General features: G+C 68.9%; 11 protein-coding genes and 1 pseudogene. 6 read left to right on the top strand and 6 right to left on the bottom strand.

The window, feature by feature from the left end:
• Window positions 1–307 precede the first annotated feature (307 nt).
• Window positions 308–1,063 (top strand): TetR/AcrR family transcriptional regulator C-terminal domain-containing protein, encoded by a 756-nt coding sequence (locus ABH925_RS36750; RefSeq protein ID WP_370155791.1) that lies wholly within the window; start codon window positions 308–310, stop codon window positions 1,061–1,063.
• Window positions 1,064–1,124: 61 nt separating this feature from the next.
• Here ABH925_RS36750 and ahcY read toward each other — a convergent pair whose 3' ends face one another.
• The 5 genes from ahcY to metK are packed head-to-tail and all read right to left on the bottom strand — an operon-like array spanning window position 1,125 to window position 9,235.
• On the bottom strand, window positions 1,125–2,570 hold the full coding sequence (gene ahcY / locus ABH925_RS36745; RefSeq protein ID WP_370155789.1) for an adenosylhomocysteinase: 1,446 nt from the start codon (window positions 2,568–2,570) through the stop codon (window positions 1,125–1,127).
• A gap of 30 nt (window positions 2,571–2,600) precedes the next feature.
• Window positions 2,601–3,506 (bottom strand): methylenetetrahydrofolate reductase [NAD(P)H], encoded by a 906-nt coding sequence (metF, locus tag ABH925_RS36740; RefSeq protein ID WP_370155786.1) that lies wholly within the window; start codon window positions 3,504–3,506, stop codon window positions 2,601–2,603.
• A 2-nt stretch (window positions 3,507–3,508) separates the two neighbouring features.
• Window positions 3,509–6,997 (bottom strand): methionine synthase, encoded by a 3,489-nt coding sequence (metH, locus tag ABH925_RS36735; protein WP_370155784.1) that lies wholly within the window; start codon window positions 6,995–6,997, stop codon window positions 3,509–3,511.
• Window positions 6,994–7,992 (bottom strand): carbohydrate kinase family protein, encoded by a 999-nt coding sequence (locus ABH925_RS36730; RefSeq protein WP_370155782.1) that lies wholly within the window; start codon window positions 7,990–7,992, stop codon window positions 6,994–6,996. Before ABH925_RS36730 ends, metH begins: the two co-directional genes overlap by 4 nt.
• Window position 7,993: 1 nt before the next feature.
• The gene (metK, locus tag ABH925_RS36725) at window positions 7,994–9,235 is read right to left on the bottom strand and encodes a methionine adenosyltransferase (protein WP_370155779.1); all 1,242 of its coding nucleotides are present in this window, start codon (window positions 9,233–9,235) and stop codon (window positions 7,994–7,996) included.
• A gap of 789 nt (window positions 9,236–10,024) precedes the next feature.
• On the opposite strand from metK, the pseudogene ABH925_RS36720 reads away from it, so the two are divergent.
• The 5 genes and pseudogenes from ABH925_RS36720 to ABH925_RS36700 all read left to right on the top strand — a co-directional run.
• Window positions 10,025–10,684 (top strand): annotated as a pseudogene (locus tag ABH925_RS36720) (transposase); the annotation flags it as partial.
• A gap of 141 nt (window positions 10,685–10,825) precedes the next feature.
• Complete coding sequence (locus ABH925_RS36715; RefSeq protein WP_370155793.1) at window positions 10,826–11,008, top strand: DUF6059 family protein; 183 nt, start codon at window positions 10,826–10,828, stop codon at window positions 11,006–11,008.
• A gap of 314 nt (window positions 11,009–11,322) precedes the next feature.
• Window positions 11,323–11,832, top strand: a complete 510-nt coding sequence (locus tag ABH925_RS36710; RefSeq protein WP_370155777.1) for a hypothetical protein — start codon at window positions 11,323–11,325, stop codon at window positions 11,830–11,832.
• Window positions 11,833–11,839: 7 nt separating this feature from the next.
• The gene (locus ABH925_RS36705; protein ID WP_370155776.1) at window positions 11,840–12,679 is read left to right on the top strand and encodes a transposase family protein; all 840 of its coding nucleotides are present in this window, start codon (window positions 11,840–11,842) and stop codon (window positions 12,677–12,679) included.
• A gap of 103 nt (window positions 12,680–12,782) precedes the next feature.
• Window positions 12,783–13,322 carry a hypothetical protein gene (locus tag ABH925_RS36700; protein WP_370155773.1) on the top strand — a complete coding sequence of 180 codons (540 nt, stop codon included), beginning with the start codon at window positions 12,783–12,785 and terminating at the stop codon, window positions 13,320–13,322.
• Between the two features lie 214 nt (window positions 13,323–13,536).
• Here the strand turns inward: ABH925_RS36700 and ABH925_RS36695 are convergent, their stop codons facing one another.
• Window positions 13,537–15,957: a Helicase associated domain protein gene (locus ABH925_RS36695; protein WP_370155771.1), complete on the bottom strand. Its 2,421-nt coding sequence runs from the start codon at window positions 15,955–15,957 to the stop codon at window positions 13,537–13,539.
• Window positions 15,958–16,508: the final 551 nt, after the last annotated feature.

Genomic DNA, 16,508 nt, shown 5'->3' with positions numbered 1-16,508 from the left:
CGCGCGGGGGGGGGGCCCCGCGGGGGGGGGCCCCCCCCCTGGGGGGGGGCGGCCCCCCCCCCCCCCCCCCCGGGGGGGGGGCCCGGGCGGGGGGGGCCCCCCCGCGACGAGGGGTTCAGCGGGCGAGCCCGCCAGCCGGGGCCGCCCCCTTGTAAGAGCCCACATTGAGGGTGCCTCGAGCAGACCAGTCCATCGTCCAAGGGCACACAGGCGCGCAACGCCCTCCCCCCCGCTCCTGAGCGCGGCCCGACCGCGGACAAGCAGACTACGGACGTTGACGCACGACCCGACCTAGGGAGAGCGGAACATGGCGGCTGACACCGAAGAACCAGCCTTCTACGAGACACTGATCTGGTCCGAACCAGAACCCCGGGGCGACCTCCTCGATCCACCGCTGAGCAGGGCGGACGTCGTCGCGGCGCTGATGCGTATCGCCGACGAGGAAGGCCTCCCCGCGGTGTCCGTCGCGCGTCTGGTGAGCGACCTCGGCCCGGCCGGACGATCGGTGTCCAGCCACGTCCGATACCTCGGAGACCTGGAGGACCTGCTCATCGACGGCGTCCTCGCCGAACTGGTCCTCCCCGAGCCGAACCCTGAACAGTGGCGGTCAGACCTACGCACTGCGGCGCTGGAACTCCGCGCGGCGATCGCCCGCCACCCGTGGTTCCCGTCGCTCACCTTCCGCCGGCCGCTTTTCGGACCCCGCGCGCTCGACTGGCTGGACCACATCATGACGGTGACCGAAGGAGCCGGGCTCGCCATCGCCGATGCGGCCGCCTATGCCGGGATCGTCACGGGGCACGTCCTGGGCGCCGCCATGTGCGAAGCCGAGGAAGAGGAGATGCAGCGCAGGCGGGCCGGTGACCGGACCAACCACGAAGTACATAAAGTGCTGCAGGAGTTCCTCAGCGGCGTTACCGCCAGCGGACGCCACCCCGCGTTCTCGCGGTTCCTGCAGGCCGGTGCCCAGCACCTGACCCCTGATGAGAGTTTCGAGATCAGTCTGGACGCCCTCCTGGCCGGACTGGCCCTGCGAGCCGCACGGCAGAGCGCCGCAGCGTAAGACTGCGCGAAGCGGCTCCCCTGTCCTGGGCCTGATAGCGCATCGGACAGGGGAGCCTTGGTCAGTAGCGGTACTGCTCGGGCTTGTACGGGCCCTCGACGCTGACGCCGATGTAGTCGGCCTGCGATTGGGTCAGCGTGGTGAGCTTGACGCCCAGCGCGTCCAAGTGGAGGCGGGCGACCTTCTCGTCGAGGTGCTTGGGCAGCGTGTAGACGCCGACCGGGTACTCCTCGGGCTTGGTGAAGAGCTCGATCTGGGCCAGCGTCTGGTCCGCGAAGGAGTTCGACATCACGAAGGAGGGGTGGCCGGTCGCGTTGCCCAGGTTGAGCAGGCGGCCCTCGGACAGGACGATGATCTTCTTGCCGTCCGGGAACGTCCAGGTGTGGACCTGCGGCTTGACCTCGTCCTTGACGATGCCCGGGACCTTCGCCAGACCGGCCATGTCGATCTCGTTGTCGAAGTGGCCGATATTGCCCACGATCGCCTGGTGCTTCATCTTGGCCATGTCACCGGCCATGACGATGTCCTTGTTGCCCGTCGTGGTGATGAAGATGTCGGCGATCCCGACCACATCGTCCAGGATGGTGACCTGGAAGCCGTCCATCGCTGCCTGCAGTGCGCAGATCGGGTCGATCTCGGTGACGATGACACGGGTGCCCTGGCCGCGGAGCGACTCGGCGCAGCCCTTGCCCACGTCGCCGTAGCCGCAGACCACGGCGACCTTGCCGCCGATCAGCACGTCGGTGGCGCGGTTGATGCCGTCGACCAGCGAGTGGCGGCAGCCGTACTTGTTGTCGAACTTCGACTTGGTGACGGCGTCGTTCACGTTGATCGCGGGGAAGAGCAGGTTCCCGTCCCGGTGCATCGTGTAGAGACGGTGCACGCCGGTGGTGGTCTCCTCGGTGACACCCTTGATCTCGGAGGCGACCTTGGTCCACTTCTTCGGGCTCTCGGCCAGGGTGCGGTTGAGCAGCTCCAGGATGATCCGGAACTCGTCGCTGTCCGCGGTCGAGGGGTCCGGCGCGGCGCCGGCCTTCTCGAACTCGACGCCTTTGTGGATGAGCAGGGTGGCGTCGCCGCCGTCGTCGAGGATCATGTTGGGGCCGGAGTGGCCGGGCCAGGTGAGCGCCTGCTCGGTGCACCACCAGTACTCCTCCAGCGTCTCGCCCTTCCAGGCGAAGACGGGGATGCCCTGGGGGCCCTCCGGGGTGCCCTTCGGGCCGACGGCGATGGCCGCGGCCGCGTGGTCCTGGGTGGAGAAGATGTTGCAGGAGCACCAGCGGACGTCGGCGCCGAGGGCGGCCAGCGTCTCGATGAGCACGGCGGTCTGCACGGTCATGTGCAGCGAGCCGGTGATGCGTGCGCCGGCCAGCGGCTGCGCGTCGGCGTACTCGCGGCGGATCGTCATCAGGCCGGGCATCTCGTGCTCGGCAAGGTCGATCTCCTTGCGGCCGAAGGCGGCAAGCGAAAGATCGGCGACCTTGAAGTCACCGTGGCTGAGCGTCAAGGGAATCCTCCACAGGATCACAGGGGAACGTCATGCTGCTCGGGCCGGCTGCTGGTCCAGCCCGAGGGTCCGGTAAACGTCCAGCGACGCAGCCGGACGATTCAAGGTGATGAAATGCAGCCCCGGAGCACCCTCTCGGAGCAGAACCTCAGCCATCCGCGTCGCATGGTCCACCCCGATCCGGTATGAGGCAGCGGCGTCGCCGCGCGCCCGCTCCAGCCGGTCCGCGAGATCGGACGGAAGCGTCGCGCTGCTCAACTGGGCGAACGTGCTGATCTGCTCGAAGCGCGTGGCCGGCATGATCTCGGGAATGATCGGAGTCTCGCAGCCTGCGGCAGCCACCCTGTCCCGCAGCCGCAGGTAGACCTCCGCCCGGAAGAACATCTGCGTCACTGCATAGTCAGCGCCCGCACGGCACTTGGCCACGAAGTGCCGGATATCGCTCTCCCGGTCCGGGGAACGTGGATGCCCTTCGGGAAAGGCGGCGACACCGACGCTGAACGATCCCCACTTCTTGATCAGCTCGACCAGGTCGGCGGCATAGTGAACACCCTCAGGATGAGGACGCCACACCCCTTGCGGGTCTCCCGGCGGGTCACCCCGCAAGGCCAGCACATCGAGAATCCCCGCATCCGCGTAACGGCGGATGATCGCCCGCAATTCGGCGACCGAATGCCCCACCGCCGTCAGGTGGGCGACTGGACGGAGCGTGGTCCCGGAGGCGATGCGCTCGGTCGTACCGATGGTCCGATCACGCGAGGAGCCGCCGGCGCCATATGTCACCGAGACGAAGGCCGGCGCGACCGACTCCACACGCCGCAACGCCGTCCACAGCGCGCGGTCACCCGGCTCGTCCTTGGCCGGGAAGAACTCGAACGAGATACTGCGCTCACCCGATGCCAGCACATCGGACAGGCTGCGTGCGCCTCCGTGCATGTCTACCTCGCGTTGAAGTACGTGGCCTTGGGGTGGTGGATCACGATGGCGTCGGTGGACTGCTCCGGGTGGAGCTGGAACTCCTCGGAGAGGTGGACGCCGATCCGCTCCGGCCGGAGCAGCTCGGCGATCTTGGCGCGGTCCTCCAGGTCGGGGCAGGCACCGTAGCCGAGGGAGAAGCGCGCACCGCGGTACTTGAGCGCGAACATGTCCTTCATGTCCTTGGGATCCTCCGGGGAGAAGCCCAGCTCGGCGCGGACCCGGGCGTGCCAGTACTCGGCCAGGGCCTCGGCCAGTTGCACGGACAGGCCGTGCAGCTCCATGTAGTCGCGGTAGGCGTTGGCGGTGAAGAGCCCGTTCGCGGCCTCGGAGATCTTCGAGCCCATGGTGACCATCTGGAGGGCGACCACGTCCTTCTCGCCGCTTTCCTCGGCGCGGAAGAAGTCGGCCAGGCAGAGCCGGCGGCCGCGGCGCTGGCGCGGGAAGGTGAAACTGGTGCGCTCGGCTCCGTCCTCGCCGAGCACGGCCAGAGTGTCGCCGCGGGAGACCGCCGGGAAGTAACCGTAGACCACGGCGGCCTCCAGCAGGCCCTCGGTCTGCAGCCGGTCTAGCCACATCCGCAGCCGCGGCTGGCCCTCGGTCGCCACCAGTTCCTCGTAGCTCGGCCCCCCGGCCCGGGCGGCCTTCAACCCCCACTGCCCCTTGAAGAGCGCGTCCTCGTCCAGCCAGGAGGCGTAGTCGGCCAGCGGGATGCCGCGCACGATCCGGTCGCCCCAGAACGGCGGGGAGGGGACCGTGTTGTCGGCGGCCACGTCCGAGCGCTCGGTCGACTCCGCGGGCTCCTCGACCTCGACTTTGGCGTGGCGGCGCTGACGCAGCTCGGGCAAGGTCGCGCCGGGCACGCCGCGCTTGACGGCCATCAGCGCGTCCATCAGCCGCAGGCCCTCGAAGGCGTCGCGGGCGTAGCGGACCTCGCCGGCGTAGATCTCGTGCAGGTCCTGCTCGACGTAGGCGCGCGTCAACGCGGCGCCGCCCAGGATCACTGGGAAGGTGTCGGCCAGCCTGCGCTGGTTCAGCTCCTCCAGGTTCTCCTTCATGATCACGGTCGACTTGACCAGCAGGCCGGACATGCCGATCACGTCGGCGCAGTGCTCCTGCGCGGCCTCCACGATGGCCGAGACCGGCTGCTTGATGCCAATGTTGACGACTGTGTAGCCGTTGTTGGAGAGGATGATGTCAACCAGGTTCTTGCCAATGTCGTGGACGTCGCCCTTGACCGTGGCCAGCACGATGGTGCCCTTGCCCTTGCCCTCGGCGTCGGACTTCTCCATGTGCGGCTCCAGGTAGGCGACCATGACCTTCATCACCTCGGCGGACTGCAGCACGAAGGGCAGCTGCATCTGGCCGGAGCCGAACAGCTCGCCGACCGTCTTCATGCCCTCCAGCAGCACCTCGTTGACGATCTCCAGTGCAGGACGGAGCGTCAGAGCCTCGTCAAGGTCGGCCTCCAGGCCGACCCGCTCGCCGTCCACGATGCGCTGCTGCAGCCGCTGCTCCAACGGCATCGCCGCCAGCTCCTCCGCCTTGCCGGCCCGTACCGAGGCCGCCGAGACGCCCTCGAACAGCTCCAGGAAGCGCTGCAGCGGGTCGTAGCCCTTACGACGGCGGTCGTGGACCAGGTCGAGGGCGACCTCGCGTTGTTCCTCGGGGATCCGCGCGATCGGCAGGATCTTCGCCGCGTGCACGATCGCCGAGTCCAGGCCGGCCTCCACGCACTCGTGCAGGAAGACGGAGTTGAGCACCATCCGGGCGGCCGGGGAGAGGCCGAAGGAGATGTTGGACAGACCCAGCGTGGTCTGCACCTCGGGGTGGCGCCGCTTGAGCTCGCGGATCGCCTCGATGGTCTCCACGCCGTCGCGGCGGGACTCCTCCTGGCCGGTGCCGAGGGTGAAGGCGAGGCAGTCCACCAGGATGTCCTGCTCGCGGATGCCGAAGCGCTCGCCCAGGTCGGCGATCAGCCGCTCGGCGACGGCGACCTTCTTCTCCGCGGTACGTGCCTGGCCCTCCTCGTCGATGGTCAGCGCGATCAGGCCGGCTCCGTGCTCGGCGGCCAGCGCCGCGATCCGGCCGTAGCGGGAGTCGTCCCCGTCGCCGTCCTCGAAGTTGACCGAGTTGAGCACCGCCCGGCCGCCCAGCAGTTCCAGACCGGCGCGCAGGACCTCCGGCTCGGTGGAGTCCAGCACGATCGGCAGCGTGGACGCGGTGGCCAGGCGGCCCGCCAGCGCCTTCATGTCGGCGACGCCGTCGCGGCCCACGTAGTCCACGCACAGGTCGATCAGGTGCGCGCCCTCGCGGATCTGCTCCCGGGCGATGTCGACACAGGCCTGCAAGTCCCCCGCGATCATCGACTCGCGGAACTTCTTGGAGCCGTTGGCGTTGGTCCGCTCGCCGATCGCCAGATAGGAGGTGTCTTGCCGGAACGGGACCGTCTGGTAGAGGGAGGCCGCGGCCGCCTCCGGCTGCGGGGCGCGGGCGGCCAGCGGGCGGCCCTGCACCTTCTCCACCACCGCGCGCAGGTGCTCCGGCGTGGAGCCGCAGCAGCCGCCGACCAGAGAGAGCCCGTACTCGCGGGTAAAGACGTCGTGCGCCTCGGCCAGTTCCTCGGGGCTGAGCGGGTAGTGCGCGCCGTCCCTGGTCAGCACCGGCAGACCGGCGTTGGGCATACAGGCCAGGCCGATCCGGGCGTGCCGGGCCAGGTAGCGCAGGTGCTCGCTCATCTCGGCCGGTCCGGTGGCGCAGTTCAGGCCGATCAGGTCGATGCCCAGCGGCTCCAACGCGGTCAGCGCCGCGCCGATCTCGGAGCCGAGTAGCATGGTGCCGGTCGTCTCCATCATGACCTCGACGATCAGCGGCAGCCGCCGCCCGGCCTGGGTCAGCGCCGCTTTGACGCCTAGCACCGCTGCCTTGACTTGGAGCAGGTCCTGGCTGGTCTCGATCAGCAGCGCGTCCGCCCCGCCTGCGACCAGGCCGGCCGCGTTCTGCCGGAAGCCCTCGCGCAGCGTCTCGAAGGGGACGTGGCCCAGCGTGGGCAGCTTGGTGCCGGGGCCGATGGAGCCCAGCACCCAGCGCAGCCGGCCGTCTCGGGCGGCGTTCTCGTCGGCGACCTCGCGGGCCAGCCGGGCGCCGGCTTCGGACAGCTCGAAGATCCGGTCGGCGATGTCGTACTCGGCGAAGGCGGACCAGTTGGAGCCGAAGGTGTTGGTCTCCACGCAGTCGACGCCGGAGTCGAAGTAGGCCTGGTGCACCGCGCGGACGATGTCGGGGCGGGAGACATTCAGGACCTCGTTGCAGCCCTCGTGCCCCTCGAAGTCCTCCAGGGTGGGGTTCCGCGCCTGGAGCATGGTGCCCATGGCCCCGTCGGCCACCACCACGCGAGTGGCGAGCGCCTCGCGGAGCGCGTCCGCGCGCTCCTGGGGAGCAAAGAGCGTCACGCAGCACTCCCAGAGGCCGCGATGAACAATCCGGCGCTCACCCGATCAGCGGCCTCGGTGCCATAGGCACGCTCGGCGACAGCGATCAGCCGGTCCTTGTCTACCGAGTAGGACTGCGGGCCGATCCCACCCAGCACCTCAGCGGCCAGCGCGCAACCAAGCTGGGCCGCCGACTCCAGCGAAAGCCCTCGGCTCACTCCCGTGAGGAACCCCGCTCGGAACGCGTCGCCCACCCCGGTGGGATCGACGACGGCGACGCCGGGGACCGAAGGGATGACGCATGCCGCCTGGCCCTCCTGATCGATGCGCACCCCCCGCTCGCCGAGCGTTGTAACCCAGACCCCGACATGGCTCAGCACCTCGTCGCGGCTCCAACCGGTGCGCTCCAGCAACAGCGCAGACTCGTACTCATTGCTGAAGAGCCAACGCGCGCCCCGGATCAGGTCCTGGGTCTCGGCTGTGTTTGTCCGTGCGAGCTGCTGAGACGGGTCCGCTGCGAAGGCAATCCCCGTGTCCCGGCAATGCGTTGTGTAGAGGAGCATCGCCGCTGGGTCGTTGGCACAGATCAGCACCAGATCGGGCTGGCCCTTGGCCCGCGCCAGTTTGCCCAGGTCGATCCCGGCCGCCTCCTGCATAGCGCCCGCGTAGAAGGCGGCGATCTGATTGGCGTCCAGATCGGTCATACACATGAAGCGGGCAGTCTGCTTCTCGGAGTACACCCGCACACCGCAGGTATCGACGCCATGCGCCGACAGCCATGCGTCGTACTCCGCGAAATCGTTGCCCACCGCCCCGACCAGCACAGGCGCCAGTCCGAGCTGGCCCAGGCCGAAGGCGATATTGGCGGCCACCCCGCCACGGCGAACCTCAAGCTCGTCCACCAGGAACGACAAAGAGATGCACGAGAGCTGATCAGCGATCAGCTGATCCTTGAAGTGACCCGGGAAGGTCATCAGATGATCGGTGGCGATGGAACCAGTGACCGCGATACGCATATCAAGGCCTCGACTCGGTTGCCTGACCCGTGACGGGGGCCGCGACGGCCTTCTGCAGGGCCTCGACGCGGTCGGTCCGCTCCCAGGTGAAGCCCGGCAGCTCACGGCCGAAGTGGCCGTACGCCGCGGTCTGCGAGTAGATCGGGCGCAGCAGGTCCAGGTCGCGGATGATCGCGGCGGGGCGCAGGTCGAAGACCTTGGTCACCGCCTCCTGGATCTTCAGGACCGGGGCGGTCTCGGTGCCGAAGGTCTCCACGAAGAGACCGACCGGCTCGGCCTTGCCGATTGCGTAGGCGACCTGTACCTCGGCGCGGGTGGCCAGGCCGGCCGCGACGATGTTCTTGGCGACCCAGCGCATCGCGTAGGCGGCCGAGCGGTCGACCTTGGACGGGTCCTTGCCGGAGAAGGCGCCGCCGCCGTGGCGGGCCATGCCGCCGTAGGTGTCGATGATGATCTTGCGGCCAGTCAGGCCGGCGTCGCCCATCGGGCCGCCGATCTCGAAGCGCCCGGTCGGGTTGACCAGCAGGCGGTAGCCCTCGGTGCTGAGCTCGATGCCGCGCTCGGCCAGCGCCGCCAGCTCCGGCTCCACGACGAACTCGCGGATGTCGGGGGCGAGCAGCGAGTCCAGGTCGATGTCGCTGGCGTGCTGCGAGGAGACAACGACGGTGTCCAGGCGGACCGCGTTGTCGCCGTCGTACTCGATGGTGACCTGGGTCTTGCCGTCCGGGCGCAGGTAGGGGACGGTCCCGTTCTTGCGCACCTCGGAGAGGCGGAAGGCGAGCCGGTGCGCCAGGTAGATCGGCAGCGGCATCAGCTCAGGCGTGTCGTCGCAGGCGTAGCCGAACATCAGGCCCTGGTCGCCCGCACCCTGGCGGTCCAGTTCGTCCTCGTCGCCCTCGCCCCGGTTCTCCCAGGCCGCGTCCACGCCCTGGGCGATGTCCGGGCTCTGCGAGCCGATGGAGACCGAGACGCCGCAGGACGCGCCGTCGAAACCCTTCTTCGAGGAGTCGTAACCGATCTCCAGGATCTTCTCGCGCACGAGCTGCGCGATCGGGGCATAGGCGGCGGTGGTGACCTCACCGGCGATGTGGACCTGACCGGTGGTGATCAGCGTCTCGACGGCGACCCGGGACGTGGGGTCGTCCTTGAGCAGGGCATCGAGGATGGTGTCGCTGATCTGGTCAGCGATCTTGTCGGGGTGACCTTCGGTCACGGACTCCGAAGTGAACAGGCGGCGAGACATACTCCTCCGGACTTCAGGCTGCTCAGCGGGCGAGGACAGGGATGTCGCTGGCAGTGGGCGCCATGAGTGAGCCGAACATCGCGGGGCAGTCCGGCTCTACTCACGTCAGGGACTCTCGCTGCTCACGCTCGGGTTCTGCTTGAGACGCGCTCTGACGCTTGAGCGAACGAGGAGGATCGCCAGGGCACCGCGTCGGCCGCCGCCTCCGCGCGACTGATCGAAATGGTCACGAGCGGTTGGAGGAGCTGGCCGGGGATCGGGCGGCACAGGCGTCTGGGCGTCGCTGTGCAGATCCGTCGGCTCACAGAGGCCAGCCACCAGGACCTGCCAGCGGTCCGAGAGCGAGCCCGGCCGCACCAGCGACACCGGCCACGACCGCGACTGTCTTAACCACCTGGAGCCGGGGATGCTGCTTATGGCCGACCGCGGCTTCCCCTCCTACGACGTGTGCGGGGCCGTCGCCGCCACCGGTGCCCGACTCCTGTGGCGCGTCTCAGAGTCCTTCACCCTGCCGCTGGTCGACGTGCTGCCCGACGGCACCTACCTCAGTTTGTCCTACCTTCCAAGTGTGGGTCTGTGGCGGTCACTCGTAAGATCGTCGGGCCCGGGGGCTCTGGGTATGGCTGTGAGCTTGTAGCCGCTGGATGGCTCAAAGAACTTGGCCGCCCGGATCCCCGCGACGACTCGACCGCCAATTGAGATAAGCGACTTGATCGCTCAGTAGGACAACGTCGGCGAGTTCGTCTGCGCGACCAAACGCGGTGACAACCAGCTGACGGAGGTGGCCGTGACCAGGCACGGATGCGCAGGGACCTCGCTCCGCTGCGGCCGGGCGACGAGCTTGCCGTCGACCTGCGGACCTTGATCGGACGCCGGACCGACCTGGTGAATGACCGCACCCGACAGATCAACCGGTTCCGGACGCAACTCCTGGAGATCTTCCCTGCCCTGGAACGCACGCTGACGCTGGGGAACAAGGGGCCCATCGTCCTTCTGGCCGGATATCAGATCCCTGCCGCCATCCGCCGCAGCGGGGCCAAGCGGATCACGACCTGGCTGAAGAACCGCAGGGTCAAGAACGCCTCCGCGCTCGCACTGGCAGCGGTCGAGGCGGCCCAGTCACAACTCACCGCACTGCCCGGCGAGAAGCTGGCCGCCGAGATGGTGGCCCGCCTGGCGAAGGGCGTGACCACGCTGGACGAGGAGATCGCAGAGCTGGAGGCCCTGCTCGGGACCCGCTTCGAGGAGCGCGGGCATGCCGCGGTCGTCCGAAGCATGCCCGACATGGGCACCCTGCTCGGCGCCGAATTCATCGCCGCCACCGGCGGCGACATGGAAGCGTTCGGCAGTGCCGACCGCCTTGCCTCCCTCGCCGGCCTGGCACCGGTGCCACGGGACTCCGGCCGTGTCAGCGGCAACATGTGCGGGCCCCGTCGATTCCACCGCGGCGGGCTGAGCGAGACTCGACCGATCCTCAAAGGCGTGGACTGATTGTAGGGCCAGGACGGCCCGCGAAGGTGAGGACGAAGTGTGGCTGGGTTGCTGTGGTGGGTGGCTCGATTTCCCTGGCGCAGCTGCGTGCCTGGGGCGATGAAAGGACTCAGCGCCATCGGCAGTCTCTGGTACGCGGGGCCACCGCCGGATGACGCACTAAACGAGACCATCCTCACATCTGATGGGCTGCCAGGCCCGGACCATCCGGAGCGGCTTGCGACCCGCAGGGGTCTGACGCCTCACGAGCGTCAGGCATGGGAGGAGATCACACGGTCTTGAGCTCGTGCGATCGTGGCTGGCACTTGACGGCCACCTGGAGCTTGCCTACGACGAATGGGGCCCATCGCCGCCCCCTGAGCAACCCCCCACGCCGGTGGGCAGGGCCGATGCGGTCGCCGGCCCTGCCCACCTCGTTTCGAGGTTCCCCGCTGAGTGGTGTGCACCGTGAAGTGGCAGGTCACGGGCCTGGTGTGATTCCGTGCCCCGGAGCTCGTGCTGGTCACGCGCGGCGGTCTGCCGTGTAGATCGTCGGGCAGGGAGGTCTTCGTGGGTTCTGGCCCGTTCCAGCCCGCGATGCTCCTACGCTCCCGGGCATGGTGGACCCCGAGGTACTGGAACGGATCGCCGCGCGGCGAGCGGAATTGGACGAGCTGGAAGAACAGCTGGTCAAGCAGTTGGACGAGGTGAAGGCCGAGCGGGACGAACTCGCAGTCGCCGAGAGGGTCCTGACGCGGATGAGCGAACGGACAGCCGGGGAACGGGCCGCCGTCGCACCGGCGTCAGCGCAGGTCGGCGGGCGTTCGATGCTGCTGGTCCCGCACCGCGGCGACAGCGTTGACGAGACCGCGCTGCCCGACGACTACCGCCGGATCCTGGCGATCGTGCGAGCCGCCGGCGGTCCGGTGCAGGTGTGGGCAGTGGGCGAAGAGCTGGGCCTTCAGGTGAGGTGCGCGGGAAGCTGGAGCCGCTGCGGGCGAAACTGGTCAAGCTCGCCGACCGCGGCTGGCTGCACAAACGCGGCGACGGGAAGTTCACCGCAAGCTGTAGCCGTCCAGGCCCTGCACGCCGCAGGGCGTAACCGGAGGGCCCCCGGCGGCAGTTGAGTTTGGTGTGAAGAAAAACAACGGTCTCGTCGAGGGCCCCGACGGTCTTGTCTACACCGCCCGCCTGCCGCTGTCGAGCGCCACCTTGAACTGGCTCGCCGACCTGATACGCGGCCACTGCAAGAAGATCGGATCGCGGTGGCGGGCCCTGTCGGCAGGGAGGATCGCCGGCATCGTGCTGGCGGTGCTGCGCTGTGACCAGCGGCCCGGCGACATGGCTGGCGGGAACGGGGTGCACCGCACCACCGTGACCCGGTGGGTGCGCGAGGTCGTCGGCCTGCTGGCCGCCCGCGCCCCGCGCCTGGACCGCGCGCTCAAGAAGATCGCCCGATCGGGTGGCGGGGTGGTCCTGCTGGACGGTTCTCTGATACGCACCCGGCGCCGCACCGGGACCGAGAACCGGAAGAACTACTCCGGCAAGCACAAATGCCACGGCCTGCTCGTGATCGCGCTCACCGATGACAAGGGCCGCCTGGTCTGGGTGAGCGCGGTCCGACCCGGACGCACCTCGGAGATCACCGCGTGCCGCCACGACAAACTGACCGCCCATCTGCGCGCGGCCGGCCTTGGCGCGATCGCCGACCTGGGCTTCGTCGGCCTCGACGACAGCGGCCCGGACGCCGACCCGGCGGTGATCACCGGCTACAAGGCGGCCCGCAACCGGCCTCTTACCCGGGGACAGAAGCTGTCCAACAAGGCGCTGGCCGCGGTCCGGGCCCCGGTCGAGCACGGCTTCGCGCACCTGAAGAACTGGCGCGTGCTCGGCAAGGTCCGCACCGACCCGAAGTGGGCGACAGCGTTTGTGCGGGCCCTGCTGGTCCTGACGAACCGGGAAGTCACCCGCTGACCGACGATCTTCACCGAAGTCATCCGCCCGCAACCAGCGTGAGCACCCCGACGCCGACGCACACCAGGCCCGTGACCTGCCACTTCACGATGCACACCACTCAATGCTGCGCGCCTGGGGCACAGCGCTGGACTGCGTGGGCGGCTGCATCGTCGCAGTCGCGGGCCTCCCCACAGATCTGGTGCGCGCCGACATGGGCAGCGCCCGCACCAGCTTGTCCAAGGCGAGCGCGAGCAATCCCGTCCTTGCGCAGTTGCAGAGTGACCTGGACCGGGCCGAGGCGGATGCCGGTCCGGCTGGGTGGCGCGACTGGCTGCTGGGGATGCGGAACACGGTGGTGCACCGCGGGCGACGCACAGCGGTGTGGTCCGCTGACGTCGACCGGGCCGGGCTCGCCGGGTTCACCCTGAAGCTTCCCGTCTCGCCGGAACTGACCGACGTAGACGCCGTCCTGCGGGCAGGCGGCCAGATTGCCGCGACGTTCCAGGCCCCCGCGCACGAGCTCCTGGACCACCTCGGCGACACGGTGTCCGACTACGTCAGCGAGGCCACCCGGATCCTGGCAGACCTGTGGAAGGCACGGCGTTCGGATCCTGCCCTGTGGTGCAGAACCCGAAGCAGTGGAAGGCACCGAGCGGGCTGATCACGGCCGTACCGGTGTTCCGCGGCTTCCCCGACCAGCAGGTCCCGTCCACGCCCGTCACGAGCCTGGATATCGGCAGCGAAGCGTATGCGCGTATGGAAGCCGCAGCGCTGACAAAGTCCGGACCAACCGACGTCTTGCCTGATCCGGCGGTGTGGAGCTGACCCAGCAGCCCGCAGACCCGGGGTGACACGCGGCCTGCGCGCCACCCCCGTCAGCGCCAGTCGAGTCCGAGTTCGGCTAGGGCCGCCAGCTGCTCGGGGGTCAGCTTGTCGCGGCGGCTCTTCGTGTTGGAGATCCAGATGCCCAGCTTCACGATTGCTCCGTCCTCGGCTCCGCCCACCACTTCCTCTGTGTGGCCTCTGGGCACCACGACGGAGGCGGTCCGTTCCTGGTACTGCGCCAGCGCCGCCAATCCTCGGGTGAAGGCCGTGGAACGCCCCCCAGCAGCCTTCTTAGCGGCGGGCTGCTCCTTCCCAGCGGGGGAGGCCTCGGGGTCAACTCCGAGGGCTTGCAGGCGTTCGCGTTGCCCGTCAGTCAGCCCGTTCCAGACCACCCGCTGCTGCTGGCGCCTGAGCCATCGTCCGATGTCGTGGCCGTGGATGGTGACGCCGGGTTCCAGGTCGACCAGGTCAGCCCCGAGCTCGGTGACGCATTCGCGGACGCCGGCGTAGTGGCGCTGCCATTCCAGTGGCCAGGCGGGGTTCCAGTCCGGGTCGATCTCCGCCAGCGCCGCCGCCCGCTCGGGCTGGCCGGCGAGTGCGCCGGGTCGGCGCAGGTTGGACAGCCACTGCCCGATCGCCCGGTCCAGCGCGGTCGCAGAACGGGGAGCCGCCAGGGTCTGGTGGTCGGTGTAGTAGGCGCGGGCGGCGGCGAGGTTCTCTGAGAAGGTGAAGTCGGAGGCGTCCCAGATCATCCCCAGCTCCTCCAGCCAGCCCGCGCGCTTGCCGGTCATCTGCCCGGCGGCGTAGGTCTTACGCTGCTCGCTGATCCACTGCCCGAGTGGGTAGGCGCCCTCGCGGTGGTCGAACGGAACGCGCAGGTGGCCTTCGCGCTGCTGGTACTTCTGGGCGGAGGCGTACCCGTGCGTCCAGTCCTGCCGTTCGGTGTCGATGACGTTGAAGGAGACCCACTGCGCGACCATCACCGGGTCACGCGGGGCAGCGAAACGCAGCAGCAGACGGTTCTCCTTCTCTCCCTCCGCAGGTGCCGGGCCGATATCCCACGACGGCTGCACACTCCGCGTCTGCTCGACCTGAGGGACCGCCAGCAGCTCGATGACCTCCTCGTCGTGTGCCCTGAGAGCTTGCAAAACGGCCACCAACGGGCGGTAGGACCCCGAGGTGAACATGTCCTCGGGCTGCTCGCCGGGGCTGAGGAAGACCGGCACGATCAGCGACGCCAGCTTGCCCTCTCCGGGCTTCTGGCGCAGGGCACGGCCGATGGCCTGGACGATGTCGTGCGGGGCTCCTTTGGGATCCAGGAGGGCAACGCTGTCCACGGTTCTAATGTCGACCCCCTCGCCCAGGACGCGACAGTTCGACAGGATCGCGCGCCGGGCGCTGCGCCCGAACTCGTTCAGAACGCGGCGGCGGCGTTCGGGGGTGTGGTCGCCCATCAGCCAGTCCGCCCAGAGCTTCGAGGGGTACCTTTCCGGGTCGGCGGCGTGCAGCTTGGCGGCGACCGCTGGCAGTCCTTCGGCGTAGGCCTGGGCTTCGATGGTGCGGTGGTGGAAGGTGATGGCGGTCTGCAGGCCGTGGTCGGCCATGGTGCGGAGCATGGCGGCCTGGAGCGCGCCCAGGCGTTCGCCCCGGATCTTCTCCTCGCGCCGTTCCGGGCTCATGAGCTTCTCTGGGGTGACGACGGGGTCTTCCAGCTCGACCACGATGATCTGGTAGCGCGCCAGCAGTCCCCGTTGGACTGCCGCCGCGAGGGGGAGTTTCCAGACCACGGGGCCGAAGATCGTCTCGTCGTCCATGGAGGCGGCCATCTCCTCCTTGAGCCGCTCGTGCCGGAACCCGTCCTTGAGCTCCCAGGACGGGCGCGGGCGTTCCTGCCAGATCCTGGGGGTGGCGGTGAGGTACAGGCGCCTGGCGGCCGGGATCGCGGCCTGGTCGTGGATCTCTGCCCAGGCCTTCCCCAGGGATCCGCTTGTTCGGTGGGCCTCGTCGACACAGGCGAGGTCCAGTGGGTCGAGCTTCTGGCCGTAGACGCCCTCGAAGGCCTCGGCCAGGACGCCCAGGGAGCTGTAGGTGGCGAAGATGAGGACGGGCCCGGTGGCGTGCCACAGTGCCAGCTGCGGGGGGCTGGTGGTGCACCGCACGCCCATTGCGTACAGCTCGGTGTCGTCGTCCAGCGAGCACACCGCGACCGTCTGCCCGGTGTGCCCGACCTCGCGCCAGGCTTTCACCGTCTGCGCGAGCAGCTCCAGCGTGGGCACAAGGACGAGGATCCGCCCGTGCGGGACCAGCCGCCGCGCGGCGGCGGCGGCGATGATCGTCTTGCCGGTCCCGCACGCCGCGTGCACCTGAGCACGAAGCCCGTTCGGCGGGACACGCCTGCCCGGCGGGACGTCCAGCCCGCGAATAATGGCGTCAACCGCCTCGATCTGATGGTCACGCAGCTTGACCGGCATCTCGCATTCCCTTCCCGGTGACAATCGAGCGGAATCCCCGGCATGATCAGCGGCGTCGTGCGGTCCGGGGAAGGGGGGTGTCATTTTTTCCTGATTCAACACGGTGCATCATTTGAGATCAATACCACATGTGAAGGTTCCACCATCGATGATGGTACACCAGAGCCGCTCCGGCGCGTGGCCGGGCGGTGCGTCCGTAAACCCGGTCGGGACGGCTTCCCGGGCACACCGAGAGGACGGAGCGTCAGCGGAGTCCGGGTCAGACCCTCAAGGGGCCGGCCTTGACGGTACGTTGGCTGACGGTCCATCCCATCCCGGTACTGGTCTGGAATTCCTGACGCTACACAGGCCGCACGGTGATGCACCGCCCCTAGTTGCGCAGTTGGGATTCCCGCTTGCGGGAATCCGGTAAAGCGCGCTTGCGCGCTTTACCATCCTTTCAGAATTCCGCTTGCGGAATTCTCGTTCCCGCGCTCGCGCGGGAATCCGCCGAAGCGCAGCGGAGGCGCTCACTTCCCGGCGCGTCAGCGCCGGGGTACCCGCTCCGCGGG

It is taken from the genome of Streptacidiphilus sp. EB129, from assembly GCF_041262645.1.
In the GTDB taxonomy this organism is placed as follows: Bacteria; Actinomycetota; Actinomycetes; order Streptomycetales; family Streptomycetaceae; genus Streptacidiphilus.
The sequence above is the reverse complement of the archived record's forward strand: the minus strand, read 5'-3'. Positions and strand labels throughout refer to the sequence as shown.